General features: G+C 52.9%; 14 protein-coding genes. 9 read left to right on the top strand and 5 right to left on the bottom strand.

All coding sequences use genetic code 11. From position 1 onward, the window contains the following. Nucleotides 1–51: 51 nt before the first annotated feature. From ACMZ66_RS13675 to ACMZ66_RS13660, 4 genes are all read right to left on the bottom strand, one after another. Entirely contained in the window at nt 52–1,665 is a 1,614-nt protein-coding gene (locus ACMZ66_RS13675; protein WP_416937813.1) for an ABC transporter ATP-binding protein, read from the bottom strand. Next, nucleotides 1,658–2,782 carry an ABC transporter permease gene (locus ACMZ66_RS13670; protein ID WP_416937811.1) on the bottom strand — a complete coding sequence of 375 codons (1,125 nt, stop codon included), beginning with the start codon at nt 2,780–2,782 and terminating at the stop codon, nt 1,658–1,660. Before ACMZ66_RS13670 ends, ACMZ66_RS13675 begins: the two co-directional genes overlap by 8 nt. A 1-nt stretch (nt 2,783) precedes the next feature. Next, nucleotides 2,784–3,809 (bottom strand): ABC transporter permease, encoded by a 1,026-nt coding sequence (locus ACMZ66_RS13665; protein ID WP_416937810.1) that lies wholly within the window; start codon nt 3,807–3,809, stop codon nt 2,784–2,786. A gap of 67 nt (nt 3,810–3,876) precedes the next feature. Beyond that, nucleotides 3,877–5,883: an ABC transporter substrate-binding protein gene (locus ACMZ66_RS13660; RefSeq protein ID WP_416937808.1), complete on the bottom strand. Its 2,007-nt coding sequence runs from the start codon at nt 5,881–5,883 to the stop codon at nt 3,877–3,879. Nucleotides 5,884–6,039: 156 nt separating this feature from the next. Here ACMZ66_RS13660 and ACMZ66_RS13655 point away from each other — a divergent pair, with 156 nt between their 5' ends. Both ACMZ66_RS13655 and ACMZ66_RS13650 read left to right on the top strand, forming a co-directional pair. Further along, a complete protein-coding gene (locus ACMZ66_RS13655; RefSeq protein WP_416937806.1) occupies nt 6,040–6,927 on the top strand; it encodes a helix-turn-helix domain-containing protein in 888 nt (295 codons plus the stop codon). Between the two features lie 63 nt (nt 6,928–6,990). Beyond that, nucleotides 6,991–7,884 carry a helix-turn-helix domain-containing protein gene (locus ACMZ66_RS13650; protein WP_416937804.1) on the top strand — a complete coding sequence of 298 codons (894 nt, stop codon included), beginning with the start codon at nt 6,991–6,993 and terminating at the stop codon, nt 7,882–7,884. A gap of 195 nt (nt 7,885–8,079) precedes the next feature. On the opposite strand, the gene ACMZ66_RS13645 is transcribed toward ACMZ66_RS13650, so the two are convergent. Next, nucleotides 8,080–9,915, bottom strand: a complete 1,836-nt coding sequence (locus ACMZ66_RS13645) for a type II toxin-antitoxin system HipA family toxin (RefSeq protein WP_416937802.1) — start codon at nt 9,913–9,915, stop codon at nt 8,080–8,082. Between the two features lie 1,245 nt (nt 9,916–11,160). Between ACMZ66_RS13645 and repA the strand changes: the two genes are divergently transcribed. The 7 genes from repA to ACMZ66_RS13610 all read left to right on the top strand — a co-directional run bounded on the left by repA (nt 11,161) and on the right by ACMZ66_RS13610 (nt 18,753). Continuing rightward, nucleotides 11,161–12,345 (top strand): plasmid partitioning protein RepA, encoded by a 1,185-nt coding sequence (repA, locus tag ACMZ66_RS13640; RefSeq protein WP_416937801.1) that lies wholly within the window; start codon nt 11,161–11,163, stop codon nt 12,343–12,345. Further along, nucleotides 12,345–13,340 (top strand): plasmid partitioning protein RepB, encoded by a 996-nt coding sequence (repB, locus tag ACMZ66_RS13635; protein WP_416937799.1) that lies wholly within the window; start codon nt 12,345–12,347, stop codon nt 13,338–13,340. The genes repA and repB overlap by 1 nt, the downstream gene beginning before the upstream one ends. 124 nt (nt 13,341–13,464) lie before the next feature. Beyond that, complete coding sequence (locus tag ACMZ66_RS13630) at nt 13,465–14,544, top strand: helix-turn-helix domain-containing protein (protein WP_416937797.1); 1,080 nt, start codon at nt 13,465–13,467, stop codon at nt 14,542–14,544. A gap of 148 nt (nt 14,545–14,692) precedes the next feature. Continuing rightward, nucleotides 14,693–15,163 carry a hypothetical protein gene (locus tag ACMZ66_RS13625; RefSeq protein ID WP_416937795.1) on the top strand — a complete coding sequence of 157 codons (471 nt, stop codon included), beginning with the start codon at nt 14,693–14,695 and terminating at the stop codon, nt 15,161–15,163. 41 nt (nt 15,164–15,204) lie between these two features. Next, on the top strand, nt 15,205–16,137 hold the full coding sequence (locus ACMZ66_RS13620; protein ID WP_416937793.1) for an ArdC family protein: 933 nt from the start codon (nt 15,205–15,207) through the stop codon (nt 16,135–16,137). 90 nt (nt 16,138–16,227) lie between these two features. Next, nucleotides 16,228–16,617, top strand: a complete 390-nt coding sequence (locus ACMZ66_RS13615) for a DUF3768 domain-containing protein (RefSeq protein ID WP_416937791.1) — start codon at nt 16,228–16,230, stop codon at nt 16,615–16,617. A 156-nt stretch (nt 16,618–16,773) separates the two neighbouring features. Next, entirely contained in the window at nt 16,774–18,753 is a 1,980-nt protein-coding gene (locus tag ACMZ66_RS13610) for a ParB/RepB/Spo0J family partition protein (RefSeq protein ID WP_416937789.1), read from the top strand. Nucleotides 18,754–18,799 lie beyond the last annotated feature (46 nt).

Raw genomic sequence — 18,799 nt, 5'->3', positions numbered from 1 at the left:
GAATTTCCGAATTTTTAAGCTTCCTTGTTTCCAAGGCTAAGCTCCTGAATCTCACGCAATTACGTCAAACGCAGCCTTTACCAATCGTTGTGTATATTCAGTCTCAGGCCTGTTGAGCACTTGATCCGTCGGGCCCAATTCAACCACTTTGCCGTGTTGCATAACGATCGTGTTGTGACACAGAGCCTTCACAACTTTCAGATCATGACTAATGAACAAGTAGCTGAGCCCATGCTTGCGCCTTAGATCTCTCAACAGGTCGATGATTTGTGCCTGGATCGACAAATCTAGGGCTGAGGTTGGTTCATCCAGAAGAATAAACTCTGGTTTCAGCACAATTGCCCTAGCGATTGCGATACGTTGGCGTTGTCCCCCAGAAAATTCATGGGGGAACCTATCCAAACAGCTTTGCGGCATTTGCACATCATCGAGCGCTTGACGCACCATCTGATCACGCTCGTCTCGCGTATCGCCAAGACCATTAACGACCAAGCCTTCTTCAAGGATTTGTCTCACAATCATTCTAGGATTCAGTGAGGAAAAAGGATCTTGGAAAACAACTTGAATCTTGGGACGATAGGGGCGCATCTCTTTGCGGCTTAAGCCATCGATGCGGTCATCTTTAAAGTATATCTCACCCTGCTGCGACTCGCCCAACCGTATAAGTGACATCCCAAATGTCGTTTTCCCCGATCCGCTTTCCCCAACAACTCCAAGGGTTTCTCCTCGACGAATAAGCGCAGAAACGTCATTGACTGCTACTAATTCTCTTTTCTTTGGTCTGAAAAAACTGCCCTCTTTGAGGTGAAAAGATATGCGTAGCTTGTCTCCCCTCATGACGACCTCGGCGTTGCCATCAACGGGATCTGGAAGGCCCTTGGGTTCTGAGTTGATCAGGTGACGCGTATATTCGTGCTGTGGATTCTTAAAGACTTCGGCGGTTGCGCCGCGTTCAACAACCTCACCGCGACGCATCACAACCACTTTGTCAGAAACGTTTTCCACGACAGTGAGATCGTGCGTGATCAACACAACAGCCATGCCATGCTTCTTCTGCAGATCCCTTAACAGGCCAAGAATCTCAGCTTGGACAGTAACGTCCAAAGCAGTCGTTGGTTCATCTGCTATCAGAAGATCGGGATTATTGGCCAACGCCATCGCAATCATGACGCGCTGCCGTTGACCACCTGACATCTCATGGGGATATTGCGAATAGCGTGAAGCAGGTTCAGGTAACTGAACTTCCGTTAGAAGGCGTATGACCTCATCTTTCAAATCGGCTTTCTTCATGGGCCGATGTGTCGAGATAATCTCTGCCACCTGATCCCCAATCCGGTGGACGGGATTGAGGCTGGTCAGAGGTTCTTGGAAGATCATCGATATGCGGTCACCGCGAATTTCCTGCAGCTTGATTTCAGGCCACTCAGAGATATCTTCACCATCGAAGAATATCTTTGCTTGCTCTCCCACAATCGCGTTTGGCGCAAGCATTCCCATAACAGCACGAGCCGTCACTGATTTTCCCGAACCGGACTCCCCCACTACAGCAAGCGTTTCCCCACGTGCGACAGAATAGCTGACGTTTTTTACGGCATGGGTTGTTCCAAGTGCGGTGCGAAACGAGACCTGAACGTCTCTGACTTCTAAAATGTCATCTTTAGTCATTTGAATATGGATCCATTGCGTCGCGCAGGCCATCGCCAAGGGCATTAAAAGCAAGCACGGATAAAATGATTATTCCGACCGGAGCCATGAGCCACGGAGCCGAAGCGAGTGACTGAAAATCCCGTACTTGGTTCAGCATCACACCCCATGACACCATCGGGGCCTGCACACCGACTCCCAAAAAGGAAAGGAAACTCTCCAATAAGATCACTTCGGGCAGGGTATACGTCGCCCAAACGATCATATGAGATGACACGTTAGGGATAATGTGACGAAGCATGATCCGCTTGTCACTCGCACCTACTGCGACGGCCGCCCGGACGTATTCCACAGACCGAATAGATATCACTTTGCCGCGTAGTTCGCGGGCTAGGTTCGCCCATTGAAGCAAAACCAAAATTGATGCGAACAATATAAAGATCGTCATCGGATCTGCTCGTCGAGGTAAAATGGCTACGAGTGCCAAATAAAGCGGTAGATCAGGAAAGGATTTAACAAACTCGATGACGCGCTGCGCAACAAGATCAAAAACTCCACCAAAGTAACCCGATGAAACGCCTACCACGGTGCCAATCACCAAAGCTGCTGACATCACCATGAAACCCATCATGAGCGTAATGCGACTCCCATGAATCATCCGCGATAGGACATCGCGGCCAACACCGTCAGTGCCAATCAAATGAACAGATTCCCCATTCGCACCACCGAAAAGCCGAGTTTCAAAGGTGATTCCAAGGACGCTCCAAGGCTCAGCTTTGACAAAAAACTGAATCGGAACACGCTTATCGACTGAAGGTTCAAACGTGATTTCGAAGGTGTTCGGGTCCATAATTTCTTCGAAGCCCAACACATATGGCCGGGCGAGCCCGCCTTCAGGGGCAAAGAAATGCACAGCTTGCGGAGGTGAATAGATCGCGCTGCGATCCTTTGTTGCCGACTCGTAAGGTGCAAAGAACCCTGAGAAGACCCCAAGCGTAATAACGATTAAACACCCAATGAGTCCGAACATACCATAGCGATTGCGCCGAAATCTCTTTCGAACAAGTTGCCAATAAGACAAAGAATGCTCGGAAACAGCTTCAGCATTCAAATCATGAGTCGGAGAAATATCTGACATCCTATTTTCCCCCCGAAACGGTGGCGCGACGCACACGTGGATCAATCAAAGCAAGCACAATGTCTGCAAGTAGGTTACCGACAACGAGCAAAACTGCGACGAGGAGAAAGATTGCAGAAACGACATACATATCTCGCTGAGCAACAGAACTCAGGATCAGCGGCCCAAGTGTTGGCACACCCAATACAATGGCAATTTCAAGCTCACCCTTGATCATATAATCAAATCGTCCCCCCATGTTCATGACAACAGGGTGCAGCGCATTTGGAACGGCGTGCTTAAAAAGCACCTTTCGGCGCGACAATCCCTTGGCCCGCGCTGTCTCAATGTATTGAGCGTTCATGACGTCAAGAAGGTTACCGCGCATCATGCGTGTTGTGTAAGCCATGCCAGCCCAAACAGAGATCAGCAGTATTGGCCATACGTGAAGGAATAAGTCCCACAGCTTTGCCAAAGACATGCTTTCTTGAACAAGGAATTCGGGGGAATAAAACGAACCTAGGTAGGGTGAGTGCCAAACGAATGCGAGCAGGTACAACATGATCAAGGCAATGATAAATTTAGGAATGACTATGCCCATAAAGGCGACCACGGTGGCGACGGTATCGCCCCAACGATACTGGTTCACTGCGGCATAAATACCAAGGAGAACACCAAGCGTTTGGCCAAGTACAAGGCTGACGATCGCAATGGCCATACTTCTGGGAAGACGCGTTCCAATAACTTCGGACACGGGACGGCTTTGGGCAAAGGACTGACCAAAATCTCCACTGAGAACAATATTTTTGATCCAAATCCAGTATTGTACTGGCAGCGGTTGGTCCAATCCAAGCTCGGCTCTCAGAGCGTCAGCACGCGGCATCAACTCCGCGCGCGTCTGGCCGGTTTGAGCCATTGTTTGGCCGATCCAAGAATCTACGTAGTCACCGGGTACAGCTACGATAATGGCAAATGAGGCTATAGAGATAGCGATCAGCAGAGGAATGGATATTACCACTCGTCGCCCGATAAATAATAAGAAGCCCATAATTCCCCCAAAGTGTAAGAAGGCGCGGCCCTCTCAGGCCGCGCCCAAGTTTAAAGTACAGGCAGAATTAGTATTCGGCGACTGTGCCAGGGAAAAGTTCCGCTTCTTGTTGGTCAGCAGCAGTCCACAAACGTTCGCGGATTACGGCGTCCTCGGCCCATTCGTACATGAACACTGGTGTTCCCGGATGAGCATTGCGAATGCGCTTGTTGATCAACAATGCAGCTGGGAACTGAACTGTACCAATAGAGTAGGCGTTTTCAGTCAACAAAGTTTGCATTGTTTGTGCCGCTTCCGCTTTGTCAGCTGGGTTGTCAGAGCTTACAAATGCTTCGTAAGCATCAGCAATGCCTTGCTCAAACGGCATCCGGTCTCCGGATTGGTTGAAGATAGGACATGCATCGCCTGCTGGCAATGACCGGCACGTTTCAAACGTTGGTAGGATGAAATTGATGCGCCCGAACTTTGCATCAAATGCCCCACTTGCTTCAACTGTGTCAAAGTTCGTTTCGTCAATCGGACGCGGCTGAACACGAATGCCAACTTCAGCCAATTGCGATGCCATAGCATCAAGCTGTTTACGGTCTTCGCCGCGGTTGGCATTGGACAGAACGTCGAGCACAATATCCTCGCCACCCGGAAGGTTGCGAACGCCATTGCCGTCGGTGTCAATCAAACCAAGACCATCGAAAAGAGCATTCGCGATGTCTTGATCAAACTCTTGATACGCAGTGTTTGCAGCATCGAAGTACGGTGATCCTGTTTGGAATCCACCAGTGTACGGGTGTGCAAACGGTCCACGTGCAACTGCTTGACCAATTGCGTCACGATCAAGCGCATGGCTTAGACCCAAACGGAAATCGGTTTCGCGGAAGATGGCACGTAGTGCTTGGCCATATTCGTCTTCAGCTGTGTTTACGTCGTAGTTGAGATCCATCCGCCAACCAAGAACACGGGGTCCAAAGGCAGCACGCACTGGGCTATCATCTGATTGCGATTGCCTCAGTGCTTCAACGAAGTTCGCCGGATCTTCCATATTGGAAAAGTCACCAGTTCCAGCAACCGTTTGAGTTGTACGATCACCCCAAGTTGACAGACGGAAGTGCATTTCATTGAAATACGGTAGTTGTTGACCACTTTCGTCAACCTTGAAGTAGAACGGATTGCGGCGCAAAACCACTAACTCGTCGGGTCTGTGAACGACGGGAACCCAAGCGCCAAGAACGACGGGCGACAGTTCGTCAGCCGGAAGAGCACCTGTGTAAGCTTCGTATGTAGAATTGGAATTGTATGTTGGATGTGACTTTTTCAAAACGTGGCTCGGGCCTGGGCACCCTTGGATGTAGGCTAGGCTCTCAAGCACCGTTTCGCTTTGTGGTGATGAAAAAGTGAATTTGAACGTAAAGTCGTCAATCACTTCCATTGTAGTATCCGCACCACCGAACGAGCCTGCGGCCATACGAGATGTAACGTTGGCATCTTGTACGTTATCTTCCCACCAGAAGCGCACGTCCTCGGTATCGAACATATCACCATCAGACCATTTAGCGCCTTCGATGAGGTTCATCGTCACTTCTGTCGCGTCCGCGTTCCATGTCCAAGAACGGGCAAGGTTAGGCAATGGGCCTGATTGATCTTCACCTCGTATCTGCCACCGTGGACCCTGACGGACGAGACATTCCTGGATCGCCATATTGATGCCGCCCCAGCCTTGGTGTTGACCCGCAGCCCAGTTCCAGCCTTCTGGCCGACCGCCAATAACATGACGGAAAACACCGCCATATTCGCCAACGCCATCAACCATGACGCCCGTTTTAAAAATAATTGGCTCTGCAGGAAGGCGATCTGCGAGAGGTGGAAGTGCTCCTGTAGCGACCAACTCAGTCAGGAAGGGTGCTTCGGAGTAACTTTCAAGCGCGCCGTATGTGTAGATATCTTCGCGCCCGATGAGTTCATACTCCAACCCAGACAGGCTAGTCTCTTGCGGAAATCCTTCAGCAACGACTTGACCCGCCATAGATATGGCTGCGGCGGACGACATCAGTAGTCCTCGCGTTAAGTGAGAATAGTTCAATTTAGTTTCCTCCCATGGAATTTTATAACTCCCAAGATGATCAGGAAGTCGGCTCTGTTCTTCCGGCTTTGCGGGGTTTTGTTCCTGTATCTCATCGAACTGTTGCGTGATCCATCGGGCCGTTGCTATCATTGCAGGCACGATAGGAGCTACTTTATGAAGCGCAGGGCAACTCAACGATCTTTGGAGCCGGAGTTTGCAACTGGCCCAACGGCAAAAGATGAACATGAGATTTATCTCCAACATCATGCGCCATCACCGGAGGCCCAGCCCTATCACTTTCACCCAACAATTGAGGTCAATTATTTAACTGACTGCGACATGACCTATTCCTTTTCAGGGAAGAAAGTTTTCGTAGAAAGAAACAGGCTTTGTGTCTTTTGGGCTGCTCACCCCCACCGAACCAAATCGGTTTCAGGCAAAGGGCTTATCACGAATGCGCAGATATCACTTTCGGAGTTTCTGCGTTGGCCATTGCCCCCAGAGTTTCGGAATGTGCTTCTCGGGGGCGGTGTGATCTGCAACAAATCTCAGACAGCGAGTGACCAGTTTTTAACCGAACGCTGGGCCATCGAAAAGGTTGATGTCACTGATGGCCGCCAGAGCTTACATGCACTTGAAATAGAGTCGCGATTATACCGACTTGCGCTAGAGGGCTGGAACATATTGCTCGAACCAATGTCGGTCCCTCCAACAAAGATCTTGGGCGGCAACGCCATTCTTCAATTTGAAAAAATGATACTTTTTGTTGGCAGGAATTTTTCCGATAGCCTGACTGTAGGTCAGGTCGCGGAAGCTGGAGAGATCTCTGTCAACTACGCCATCTCCTTGTTCAAAAGCGTGTTTGGTCGAACGATCAAACAACACATCACCGATGTACGTATTCATCATGCTAAAATGCTGTTGGCTGAAACTGACCGTAGGATTGTGACAGTCGCAATGGACTGCGGGTTCGGGTCCTTGTCTGCATTTTATGATGCGTTTCAATCTCAAACCAAGAACTCGCCTGCCGCCTTTCGAAAGGGACATTTTGATGAAACCTAACCCTATCGAAGTAGAAGTTTTGACATCAAATAAGTGCCTAGTAGCAACTTCAGGAAACTTGGCATGACAGATCATAGCAAGCGGGGAACAGATATTGCAGCTTATGCCTCCATCGCGTTCGACCATCGCAAACAGTTTGTCGTGCTAGAACATATCACACCAAACCGCTTGGACGATCCGTTTCACTTTCATCCTTCAATCGAAATAAACTTCTTGACCGACTGCGACATGACGTACTCATTTTCAGGTGAAAAGTTTCTTTTGAAACGAGGCCATTTTTGTGTATTTTGGGCCGCCCGACCCCACTGCCCTCTGAAGATCGAGGGTCAAGGGAAAATCACTAATGCATACGTTGATTTAGCCGAGTTTCTCCGATGGCCTCTTCCAAAGGATTTTGTAAAAGCGGTCCTTCAAGGAGAAGTTGTTTCGAGTAAGTCAGAGATCGCAGGTGATAACGAAATGGCAGCTAGATGGTCGAAAGAAATCGAGAAAACTGAACCAGAGTGGCAAAGGTTACACGTTCTCGAGCTACAGGCACGCATACACCGCCTCGCGATAGATGGGTGGAATGTTTTACTAAAGCCGCAAGAAGCAAAGAGTGATCTATCATTTGGTGGCGACGCCATCGACCAAGTCGCAAAGATGCTTCAGTTTATAGCTGAACATTTCGCCAGTCAGATATCTCTTTCAGACGTGGCAGCTGCCGCTGAAACCACACAAAACACGGCCATGTCTTTGTTCAAGAAAATCCTAAAGCGGACAATCAAGGAGTATATAACGGACATGCGGGTCTTTCAGGCACAAGTGCTCCTGGCTGAAACGGACAAAAAAATACTCACTATTGCGCTGGACTGTGGGTTCGGGTCTCAATCAACTTTTTATGCAGCTTTTCAAAGTCAAACCGGCAACTCGCCCGCTGGTTTCAGAACAAACGATCGGCAAAGTTCATCAGCATAGGACGTTAAAAATTCACTCTGGTTCGAAGCAGTTTTTGATCAAAAATCTACATTGATGACATTAACGAAACCCTCTTTCGGAACACACTAGATTGCGTGATTTGCGATGCAATCACTATCGCTTAGGTAGAAGTACAGTTTCCCTTTTAAATTCAGCGCTCTCACCTTGCTCTACAGAAGTACAAAGCCGCTATACTTAGGTGAATGCCGCAACCCGCTCTCTGCAAAGGGCAATCATAGCCTCTGCCCGCTCCTCGATATCACGGTCCACACCAGGAAGATCAGGCAGAGAAACGCCGTCTATGGCTTCAGCGAAGCCCTGCAAGAAATGATCAATCTCTTCGCCTACGCCGGTTGCAGCTAAACCGGCAATCGCCGCAACCTGCATGAAATCACGACGCCGCAACCGGTCATCTTTGCCGTTCTGCTTCAGGGCCATGCGATCATGTTCAAGGCTCGGGAAGACCCTGGTCGTGACCGCATCATAGAGCGGCGCGAGGCGGATTGTGCTGAAGCGATCCGCAACAGGACCGGCAATCTTTAGGAGCGCTAAATTCTTCAGGTGCATATCGCCGTCGCCGATCAACCAAGCGAATAAGGCGCGCTTGATGACCAACAGAAGATCTTCCCCGGCAGATGTCGACAGCGGTCGAACAGCACGCGTTATCCTCTCAATTGTTCCATCATACTTCGCATCGGGGGGCAGATCGAGGACCGAACAAAGATCCTCCAAAGCAAAGCGGCGTTCATCCTCTGGCGATGTGCGAATATCGAAACGCTCGACCAGTAAGGCAGGGGGCATGTCATCCGGCATTGCTACCAAAGCGATGTCAGGTGTCTCCAACCCTGAAGCACGGCCAAGAGTCATGGCAAGATACTCAATCACGGGAAGCGCCTGAAATCCGCTAGTTCCCGCCGGTTTCAAAATGTGAGTGAACGGCAAGCCCGCGCTCGGCGACAATTGGCCATCCCGCGCCAAATACATTGGCGCCTTGATCTGAACGCCAGACAGGCGCGGTGTGTCCGCCCGCTCATAAAGGCGCGCCAGCCCGGCCTCGAAATCTGCTTCAAGCTTTCCGCGCCCCGGACCCGCATAGTTTCCGGTAAACAAACCGTCGCGGGCATATCGGGACAACGACACGGATAGCATGTCTACGGGGAGCGATGCGAGCTCGGCTGCGTCTTCGCTGATCGTAATGTTGGACATATATCGTTTGCCCGAGCGCAGAACCGCACGCTCGTCATTGTCTTTGAGAACCTTCTCGAGCCATCCCTCAGGCAACAGTGAGAGGATGAAGGGGGGTAGCCTGCCAGGAACCCGCTGTTGCACGAGCGGCAAGTCGAAATTGTCTTGCGGCTGCCATCGCCATTCAAAACCGTCATGACCCAGCTGACCGACGATTTGCCCATGCCAAGCAACCGAGAACGTCAGTGCTGCTTCGTTGCGAACATCCACCGCAACAGCAGAACGCAACAAATATCGCTCTGTATGCTCCCCCTCGCGATACCATTTGTTTTCGCGCGCTAGCGCCCAAACCGCATCCGCCGCGGCAGACGGGCTGCCGTATTCTTCAATAAGACGCGCGGCGATCTCGGTCCGCATCCCTTCATCAATCGCGCTGGCGTGCTCGCTGCGTTGCCGAAAGGCTTCAAGAAATCGCTGCCGCATCGACGAGACGGCGACTTTGAACTCCCCTGCCCCATCATCGACAATGGCAGTCGCGACCGCTGGCTGATCTGGCGCTACGTTCTGGATGATCTCCAGAGACCTGATCCGAGTACGCTGATTTCGTTTCCCGCTTATGAATAAGCGACCGTCTCGCGTAGGTGCGAGCAGAGTGGCGCTGGCTGCCGAGAGATACGCCTTTGGATAAAGATAATGCGCAATCCGCACCGCATTCCGCAGAACAATTGCATCTATGTCTGCGTCGGCGTCGGCATAGATGCCTCGCATAAGTTGAACAAGTTTTCCTGTCTCAGCTTGGTAGTGAGCACGGTCCTTGTCGAGGTTTTCGCCAATGAGATAGAGCAATATTCTAACTTTCGCGCACTTGAGATACGAGATAGTTAGATTTTTTTATGGCACCCGTCAAGAAATTCCAACTATCCCGCACATGACATGCGCGAAAGTTAGGTCGGAAGCGCCACTCCGAAGAGGCCTCATACGTAGCCGCGCGCACAAAGGCCGCAACCAAGACCATGTTGTGGTCGTTCAATTTTGCTACGCGTACCTTGCTGAAGGCCCGTCAAAAATGAGTTGGAAAAAGATATCAAGGCCAACCGCCCCAAACCAAAGAGGCAGAGAATGCCGTGATTGCATTAAAATTGGATCTCTTGCAGCTTTCCAGAACTCACGAACCATCAGCTACAGCGTACCACTTGATAAGCGGAAACAAAGGGCCGGGTCGAGCTTGTGTCTGGGAGCAGCACCGGTCGATCAGCTCAACTGCCACCGACATCTCTACAGTCGCCCCCTACCCCGCCGCAATAGAATGGAGCGCGCGCCGGACCAGAAAAGCACTCTCAACAGAATTCGGCTCAATCTAAAATCCGTGCGCACCTGCGCAACTCTGGCATTTGGAAGGCCAATTCCGAATCTGCTTTCCCCGCTGATCACGCTTTTCTGCGCCGAACACTCCGATTGTGAGAAGGCAACTACACGGACCGAGCGATTGCTTCCGGACCCAACGGCTCCTCATCCGAGCCGGTTTCACCCCAAACGCGAACAGGTCTCTGATGATTCCGCTACCGCAAGAGATTCGATCAGACTCTTCAGTCACGGATACTGGCACATCAGCGCTTAGGCGCTGACCAGGCTCTTGGCTGCGCCCGAAGCCGCAAAATCAGCGTCTCCGCCCATTCGGGATACGATCCTTTGCGCTACCTAAAGGAACTCACAATTAGAAAGATGATCCATCAACGGAGCAATTTGGACCGTCACCTCTTCACTCTCGCGGACCACCGGCATGCGAAGCAGTCCCCCCGCCCTATTCCGATACGACCATCTAAATCATACGGGTTACTTACCCCAGTTTCGCGAGCCGGGTACAATAGCAACCCCAATCAACGATAAAGTCGTTCGCGGAAAAGTGGAGAAACCAGCCAAATACGCTCAAAGTTTACAGCTGTAAACTGATCCACTACGCTGCACCATATAGCGGATGACGGCACATTAGACACTAAATAGGCAAAAAAGCATTGACTTAAGGCTGTGAATCGCAGCTTTTATCCCCAAGTGGCGCGAAAAAAGCCATATTGAGCAATTTGGGGCAACCACATGATTCCCGTGACACCAATCGTTACCAACCGACCGTCGGAGCTGGCAACCGATATTTCAGAGCGCCTCACCACGGCGATCCGCGAACATTTGTTGTCGGCCTTCGCACCCGACAACACGAAATCCCTACGCCTGTTCAGCGCGCCCGAGGCCGCCGAACTCTTGGGTGTATCGGGTCAATTCATGCGCAAAGTGCACGGTGAAGGCACCCTGCCCGAGCCTCAAGAGATCCGCGCTGGACGTCGCTACTATACCGCGCGCGACATCTGGAATGCCCGCCAGATCCTCGAACAAACCTCCCGCAAAAAGGGTCGTTATCTTCCCGGCCGGAGGGATGGAGATAAGCTACAAATCTGGCAGTTGATGAACTTCAAGGGCGGCTCGAGTAAGAGTACCACGACAATCCATTTGGCCCATTTCCTCGCACTGCAAGGCTATAAGGTCTTGGCTGTTGATCTAGACCCCCAAGGCTCACTGACATCCATGTGCGGAATCAGCCCAGAGATCGAATTTGACGGACTAACTGTCTATGATGCCATTAGGTACGACGATCCCGTGCCCTTTGCCGACACAATCGTTGAAACCTATTTTCCAGGGCTGTCTCTCGCCCCTTCCCGCTTGCTCCTGTCAGAGTTTGAAACGGAATCAGCAGTAAACTCGAGCCCTGATCAGCCGTTTTTCACACGAATAAGAAGTGCGCTCGCTCAAGTCGAAGACCAGTATGATGTCGTCTTAATGGACAGCCCGCCTCAGCTTGGCTTCCTGACGATTTCTGGCATGGCGGCAGCGACCTCTTTGATTGTACCCCTCACGCCATCCATGCTCGACGTCTCCTCAACCGCACAGTTCTTGGAACTGGCGGGTGCTTATATGGGCGTCATCGAAGAAGCAGGCGCGGAATTGCAATACGATCACTTCAAGTTCCTGATCACACGCGATGAGCCGACAGACGTCCCATCACAACAGCTCACGTCCTTTATGCGCGCGCTCTTTCAAGATCGCGTCATGGGCGCGACCGCCCTCAAAAGCACTGCGATCAGCGACGCGACCATGCTCAAACAATCGATCTACGAGGTCGTGAAATCAGAAATGACCCGCGCAACCTATGATCGCGCGAAAAACTCAATGGATGCGATCGGCAAAGAGGTTGAAGCAATGATCCACCAATCATGGGGGCGTAGCTAATGGCCCGTAAATCCCTTCAAGGTCTCTCCGGCATCGCCAAGACGATTGCAGATTCCGGTCCACGCACCTCTGAGCGCAAACCAAATACCAGCGCTCCGGCACTTGGTGCTCTACAAGGCTCTCTATCCGCCATCCGCGAGATTGATCCAAAGCTGATTGATGAATGGGGTCCGAAAGACCGTCTTGACGGGTTTACAGCTGTAAACTCGGATGAAGAGGGGGACGGGTTCGAAGCCCTCAAGACCAGCATCGAAGAGGGAGGCCAACAGGTGCCCATCCTTGTACGCCGCTCGAGTAGCGACGGGCGATACGAGATCATTTATGGCCGCCGCCGCCTCAAGGCTTGTCGTGAGTTGGGACTGAAGGTTCGCGCCAATGTCGAAGACCTTGATGACGCTTCAGCCTTACTTGCCAAAGGCCTCGAGAATGCTGCACGCCGCAATCTGTCGTTTTATGAAAAAGCGCGCTTCGCAGCCGTTATTCAGGTTGCAGGGCACAACACAAAGACGGTGCGGCAAGTCTTGAGCTTGTCAGCGCCCGGATTGTCCCATCTCACCAAAGTCACTGAGAATGTTCCAGACGATGTCGGCGACGCCATCGGCGCTGCCCAAAAGTCAGGCCGTCCGAAGTGGACGGCGCTTGCAGACGCCTTCATCGCGAAGAAGGTTACCGCAAGCGCTGCATTTGCAATTCTCTCGAAACTGGATCCTGATCTCTCATCAGATGATCGCCTCGAGCGGCTCTTGGCAGAGATCGCCCGACGCGGTGCACGCCCAAAAGAGGGCAGGGCGGTCACGCCCGCACCAGGCGTTACGATCAAATCTAGCAATTCTTCCGTCACCCTTGCCGTTAAAAAGACTGGCAAGGATGCCGCCTTCGGGGCATGGCTCGACCGCCATCTCGAAGACATCATCACCAAATCCTATAAGGAGTTTACAGCTGTAAACTCGCAGGATGACACCCGAGGCCAAAGCAGAAAGGAGGACGGCGAATAGAAAACCCCCGAAGCCGGAGCTTCGAGGGCTGCAGCGCGTAAGCGCCGTTAGACTAGACACCTAAACGGTAGCAGTCCCCGAATCATCGAACAAGAAAAAACGCTTCCGAGCGCACGGGAATTTTTTGTCTGCCGACAAAATCATGAAAACAATGACAGGACTGGCTCCAAATGGAGCCCACTCGCCAGTATATTCGGCGGGGCAGCGAGATATTGCCCCGTCAAAGTGGTCACTCTTGCAGGTCATAGAAGACATCCGAGAGCCCTTGGGGCTCAAGGGGACATCAATTTCCCTCCTGCGTGCCATGATCTCCTTCATCAAGGGCGATCATATTTCTGCCGCACAAGATGACGGGCATATCTGCTTTGCATCCAACGTTGCCTTGGCAAAGCGGACCCATGTTAGTGTTCAAACCGTAGAACGGCACATCACCAAACTCGTCTCTCTTGGCCTCCTGTCGCGCCGCTCCAGCGCCAACGGCAAAAGATGGGCTCGACGGGACACAAGTGGCCGTATAGTGCTCGCCACAGGACTTTCTTTGATGCCGCTATCAGCGCGATATTCTGAATTTGTTCAAATAAATCAAACGCATAAAGAACGCGCTGCTAATCTATCAATCTTACGAGACAAGTGTGCAATCGCGCTGGCAAGCCTCAAGAGGTATCTCCCGGCCCGCCCAGATCTTGAAGCCTTATTCAACACTGCTCGAAACCTCCTGCGCAGGCGTTCGCCCGAAGAAGCTCTAATGGCCTTGTTGAAGAATATTACCTCTCACATTGAAGAAGTTGCTCCTGATCAGACAGACAATTTGAGGGACACAGCCCCAAAAAATGAGGGGCACAAAGAACCTCATTTGAATCAGTCAGTTAAAGAAGAAGATTTATTTAGGATTGAAGTTGGGCCAGACGAGATGGAACGCGCATACCCTAGACTCTGCGCTGAACTGAGAACAGCACGTAGCCAAACAGATTGTGAACGTCGAATGAGCGATATCGCAAGCCATCTCGACCTAGGTAACCTTTGGTTCGATATTAAAAAACTTGGTCCAGCAAAAACGTTTATGACCCTAGGTTACTTATTAGAGCGCATAGAAAGCATTAAGAAACCTCGTGGCTATGCATTCCACTTACTGCAAGGACTTACCAATGGGACTTTGGCCTGGGACACATTGCTCCAGCCCATGAGAAGAAGAAAGAGTTTGTAGGGGCCGTTAGACACTGTTTTGGTTAGTAGTGCTGTGGGAAAGTGAAAGTTTCCTTCTTGTTTTGGGACTATCTGATGGAACCCTTGTGGGGTGTTCCTGACGGGTCCGGGTCGGTTTCCGGTCTGTCTGTCCTGACAAGGAACCTCTCATGCAAACAGAAGTATTGCGCGTGCTGCGCACAGAGGCGCGGTCGTGGTGGCGACATCGAGAGCTAAGAAGAACTGGTGACCATGATGAGGCGCGTCAGCTAGAACGCAAAACCATCCTCCGCGATATTGGGTATCTCCGGGCCGCCCTCAACAACCCCAATGCCTATGTCAGCTTTGGTGGGGGAGGGACCATTCTTCACCTGGGCCTGACAACAGTCTCGCTCTATGCTCCCGTTGAACGGTTCCCGCTCGCCAGCTTGGCTGTCCGGCTTGGAACGCCTCTGATCGACTGCCACCCCGTCCGCGACATCAGCGCTCTCGCAAACCTGCCGAAGGTCACAATGGACGGCCAGATCGATCCAGAGCCTTGGACATCCTCCAGCCGTATATCGCTCCTGATATATATCGGCGCAGTCGAACGCCTTGGCGCTCGTATCGTCAACGACCCGCGCGCAGGTCGCGCGACCTAACCCAACCTTCCAAATCAATCCCAACCGAAAGGAGGCCAGCCATGGCCCGTTCCCGCACGCCCAAATTCGACGCATCAGAAGCCATCACCAATGAACTTATCCGCATCATCGAACGGGGTGTTCTCCCATGGCGCAAACCGTGGACCGCCGGTGGCAGCGCGCGTCCATTGCGCCACAACAGCGAGCCCTATCAAGGCGTGAATAACTTCCTGCTGACCATGCGCACGGTGATGGCCGGTTATACCTCTCCGTTCTGGATGACCGTGCCGCAGGCGAACACTCTTGGAGCAAAAATCCGGAAGGGCGAACGCTCGTCTGTTGTTGTTTACTATGGCCAGAGTCGAACGCGGTCAGATGATGAGCAGGATGCCAACGATGGCAATACCGATGAAGCCCGCGTCTTTCGTTTCCAGAAATCATATCGCGTGTTCAATGCAGATCAAATCGAGGGCTTACCGGAGGCATACCACCCGGATGCCTGTCCGGTCCCCGATCATGCGCCATCTGCGCTAATCCCGCATATGCAGGCATTCTTTGATGCCATCGATATTACGACGGTCTTTGGTGGGACCGAGGCGCGCTACAATCCGCCCGTCGATAAAGTGTTCATGCCAAGCATCGAGCGCTTCAAGGACCCGCTGAACTTTTACGGGGTCTGGGCGCACGAGCTTGCTCATGCCACCAAGGCGCCCCATCGCTTGAACCGAGACTACGGTCTCAGCCGCTTAGGCAACACAGCCTATTCCCGCGAAGAGATCGTGGCCGAGTTGACGTCCTGCTTTCTGGGGCAGGAGCTTGGGTTCACCGCTCATACGCTCGAGCTAAACGCGTCGTATTTGTATCACTGGTTGCGTGTCCTGCGCTCTGACAAGACGGCAATCTTCAAACATGCGGCCGATGCCCAGAAGGCCTGCGATTACCTCATTGCACGCTCAGAAGCAGGCAGGGCAGGGGTCACCGATCAGGCAGCCTGAGAGGTATGGTGCTGTCGCCGGAGGCGGCTCTCAAAAAGTAAAAGCAAGCTTTGGGATTTGTGTTTTCAATTTCCTCGAAAGGACAAGCCCATGACCACTTCCGCACGCTCTCAAACCGAAGGTCCCGACATCGCAGCAATCGCGGCGCAGAATGATGCCTTCCGTAAACTTGCCTGCCTCGGCATTGCACCGGATCAGCCGATTGCAGGCCGGATGCACGTGACCCGATCACTTGCAGAGGCCGAGGATGGCTTCATGGCTGAGGCGGTCAAAGCAACAGGTGAGTTCGGCGTCTTTGAGCTTGAGAACGATCCAGACAGTTGGCATGACTTTGGTGCGGTGGATATCCGCGGGCAAAAGGTCTTTTGGAAGATCGATCTTTATGAGGCGGATAGCGATTTCCGCTACGGCGCTGAGACCCCTGACAACCCTGCAACAACCATTCGCGTCCTAACCATCATGATGGCATCCGACTGGTAGGGGCAGGCGGCCTGACCTCGTAAACGAAACACAAACTGAAGGCCTGCTGACCCCTCCAAAGGGAAAGCGGGCCTTTTGTCATGTGATCCCCGCCTTGGGGATTGGTCAGGCCGTTCCGAATGTTTGGGGCGGCACAACATCTCAAAAGGATATCACATGACACATGCTCTCAAATCCATCTCGGTCGCCATTGGTGATCTCACATCGCACCCCGCCAATGTGCGCAGCAATTCCCCTGAAACCTACGAGTCCGAGGCGATCGCTCACCTAACCGCCAGCATCGGCGTCCTGGGCATCATCCAACCCCTGCTTGTGCAAAAGATCGATGGCAAGTTCGGCGTGTTAGCAGGTGGGCGGCGTCGCGCAGCCTTGAACGAACTGGTCGCCGACAGGACCGCCAAGGGCTTCACCAAGAAAACCAAGATCGAATGCCGCTTGGTGCCGGACGACTGCGATGTGACTACAGCGCTCTCGCTCGCAGAAAACATCACCCAAGCCCCGATGAACGCTATCGACGAATTCGAGGCGTTTGCGCGTATGATGGAAGTCGATGGGCAATCGCCAGACACCATCGCCAAGACCTTCGGGACGACCATCGCCGCTGTGAAGGGTCGCTTGCGCTATGGTCTCATCCATCCAGACATCCGCGCAGCCGCACGCGCCAAGAAGATCACCCTCGATACGATGAAGGCCTTTGCGGACCATCCAAGCCAGGCCGTGCAACTTGAGGTATTCGAGGCGCTAACAGGCGATGACAGCTATGTGCAGGCTTACACCGTGCGTCAGGCGCTCAAAACCCGCGGTGTGCAGGTGAGCGACGATATCGGGGCCTTCGTGCGCGAGGACTACGAAGCGCGGGGCGGCCCCATCGCTGCCGATCTCCTCGAGGAGCATTCGGTGCTGGAAGACATCGCCTTGGTCGAGACGATCATGGTCGAAAAACTCACCGTGGCCGCTGAAGAAGCAAGAGCTGATCTGGGGTTTGCGTGGGCCGAGGCATTGGTGCGCTACGACTATGCGACGATGGCAGAATATGGCCGCGTCTATCCCGGTCCGGTCGAGCCTGACGCCGCTGGTCAAAAGCGCGTGGATGAGATCACCGAGGAGTTCGAGAAACTCCAACTTGAGATGGAGGACGAGACCCTCGAGACCGATGCCTACAACGCCCTCTACGATCGCGTGGATGCGCTCGAGGAAGATGCGCGGGATCTGCAGGAGGCTTACAGTGCAGACGATCTTGCGCAGGGCGGTGTCATCGCATCCTGGTCAAACGGCAAGATTACCCTGCATGTCGGTCTGGTACGGCCAGAGGACAAGCCCGAGGCGACAGCGCAGACAACTAGTGCCGGCGGCACGTCTGGCGATGCAGAGGTGCAGGGCACAGACGCAATCGTCTATCCCGCCTCGCTGACCCAAGACCTCAAGACTGAACGGGCAATGGCCCTCGGGGCGGCGATGACGTTGCATCCCGAAGCCACGCTCGATCTGACGCTGTTCAAGTTGATTACTGACGTGCTTGGCGGCATGAGCGCAACCCACGCCGTCAAGGTAGAGGCGCGCAAGGAATATCGCAGCCACGCCAAGATGGATGAGATCGACAACACATCGCTGGAACAGGTGGCCGAGGCGCATGACGCACTCGATCTGTCCTGGGCGGATGAGGCGAAGTCTCCGGCAGATCAGTTTGCATCGTTCCGTGCCCTTGAGGCGGGCGAGAAGGCCAAGCTGGTCGCCTATGCCACGGCCAGCACCACGCAATCGTGCTTTGCCCGCAGCGCTCAGAGCGACAGCCTGATGCATGACTTCGAGATCGAGGTCATGCCCGACGTGCGTGCGCACTGGACGCCAAACGCGGCACTGTTCAATCGGTTCAAGAAAGCGTGGTTGCTCAAAATCCTTGGTGAAGAACTCGGCCTTGCGCAGGAGGCAGTGACATTGGCCTCCATGAGCAAGAAGGAGATCGTTGCATTCTGCGACAAGCTCTTCGCCGAACCGTTTGCAACCCTCACAGAAGCGCAGCACGCGGCAGTCGCTGCATGGTGTCCGCCGATGATGCAAACGTCTGGTGGCGTCAGTTTGGGTGTCGATGCGGAAGAGACCGCTCAAGCTGAGACGGTTCTAGCAAAAGCCGCCTGATCCACCGAGGCGACCCGCGCTTGGGAACAACCAGACGCGGGTCATC

The sequence above is a fragment of the Thalassospira sp. genome (assembly GCF_048059015.1).
Taxonomy (GTDB): Bacteria; Pseudomonadota; Alphaproteobacteria; order Rhodospirillales; family Thalassospiraceae; genus Thalassospira.
Note: the sequence above shows the minus strand (reverse complement) of the source record. Positions and strands in the feature narration are given on the sequence as shown.

Bases quoted from the DNA above. Each gene is read 5' to 3' on its own strand.
- ACMZ66_RS13670 (WP_416937811.1), bottom strand. From the start codon at position 2,782: ATGTCAGATATTTCTCCGACTCATGATTTGAATGCTGAAGCTGTTTCC.
- ACMZ66_RS13655 (WP_416937806.1), top strand. From the start codon at position 6,040: ATGAAGCGCAGGGCAACTCAACGATCTTTGGAGCCGGAGTTTGCAACT.
- ACMZ66_RS13675 (WP_416937813.1), bottom strand. From the start codon at position 1,665: ATGACTAAAGATGACATTTTAGAAGTCAGAGACGTTCAGGTCTCGTTT.
- repB (WP_416937799.1), top strand. From the start codon at position 12,345: ATGGCCCGTAAATCCCTTCAAGGTCTCTCCGGCATCGCCAAGACGATT.
- ACMZ66_RS13615 (WP_416937791.1), top strand. From the start codon at position 16,228: ATGACCACTTCCGCACGCTCTCAAACCGAAGGTCCCGACATCGCAGCA.
- ACMZ66_RS13625 (WP_416937795.1), top strand. From the start codon at position 14,693: ATGCAAACAGAAGTATTGCGCGTGCTGCGCACAGAGGCGCGGTCGTGG.
- ACMZ66_RS13610 (WP_416937789.1), top strand. From the start codon at position 16,774: ATGACACATGCTCTCAAATCCATCTCGGTCGCCATTGGTGATCTCACA.
- ACMZ66_RS13620 (WP_416937793.1), top strand. From the start codon at position 15,205: ATGGCCCGTTCCCGCACGCCCAAATTCGACGCATCAGAAGCCATCACC.
- ACMZ66_RS13665 (WP_416937810.1), bottom strand. From the start codon at position 3,809: ATGGGCTTCTTATTATTTATCGGGCGACGAGTGGTAATATCCATTCCT.
- repA (WP_416937801.1), top strand. From the start codon at position 11,161: ATGATTCCCGTGACACCAATCGTTACCAACCGACCGTCGGAGCTGGCA.
- ACMZ66_RS13650 (WP_416937804.1), top strand. From the start codon at position 6,991: ATGACAGATCATAGCAAGCGGGGAACAGATATTGCAGCTTATGCCTCC.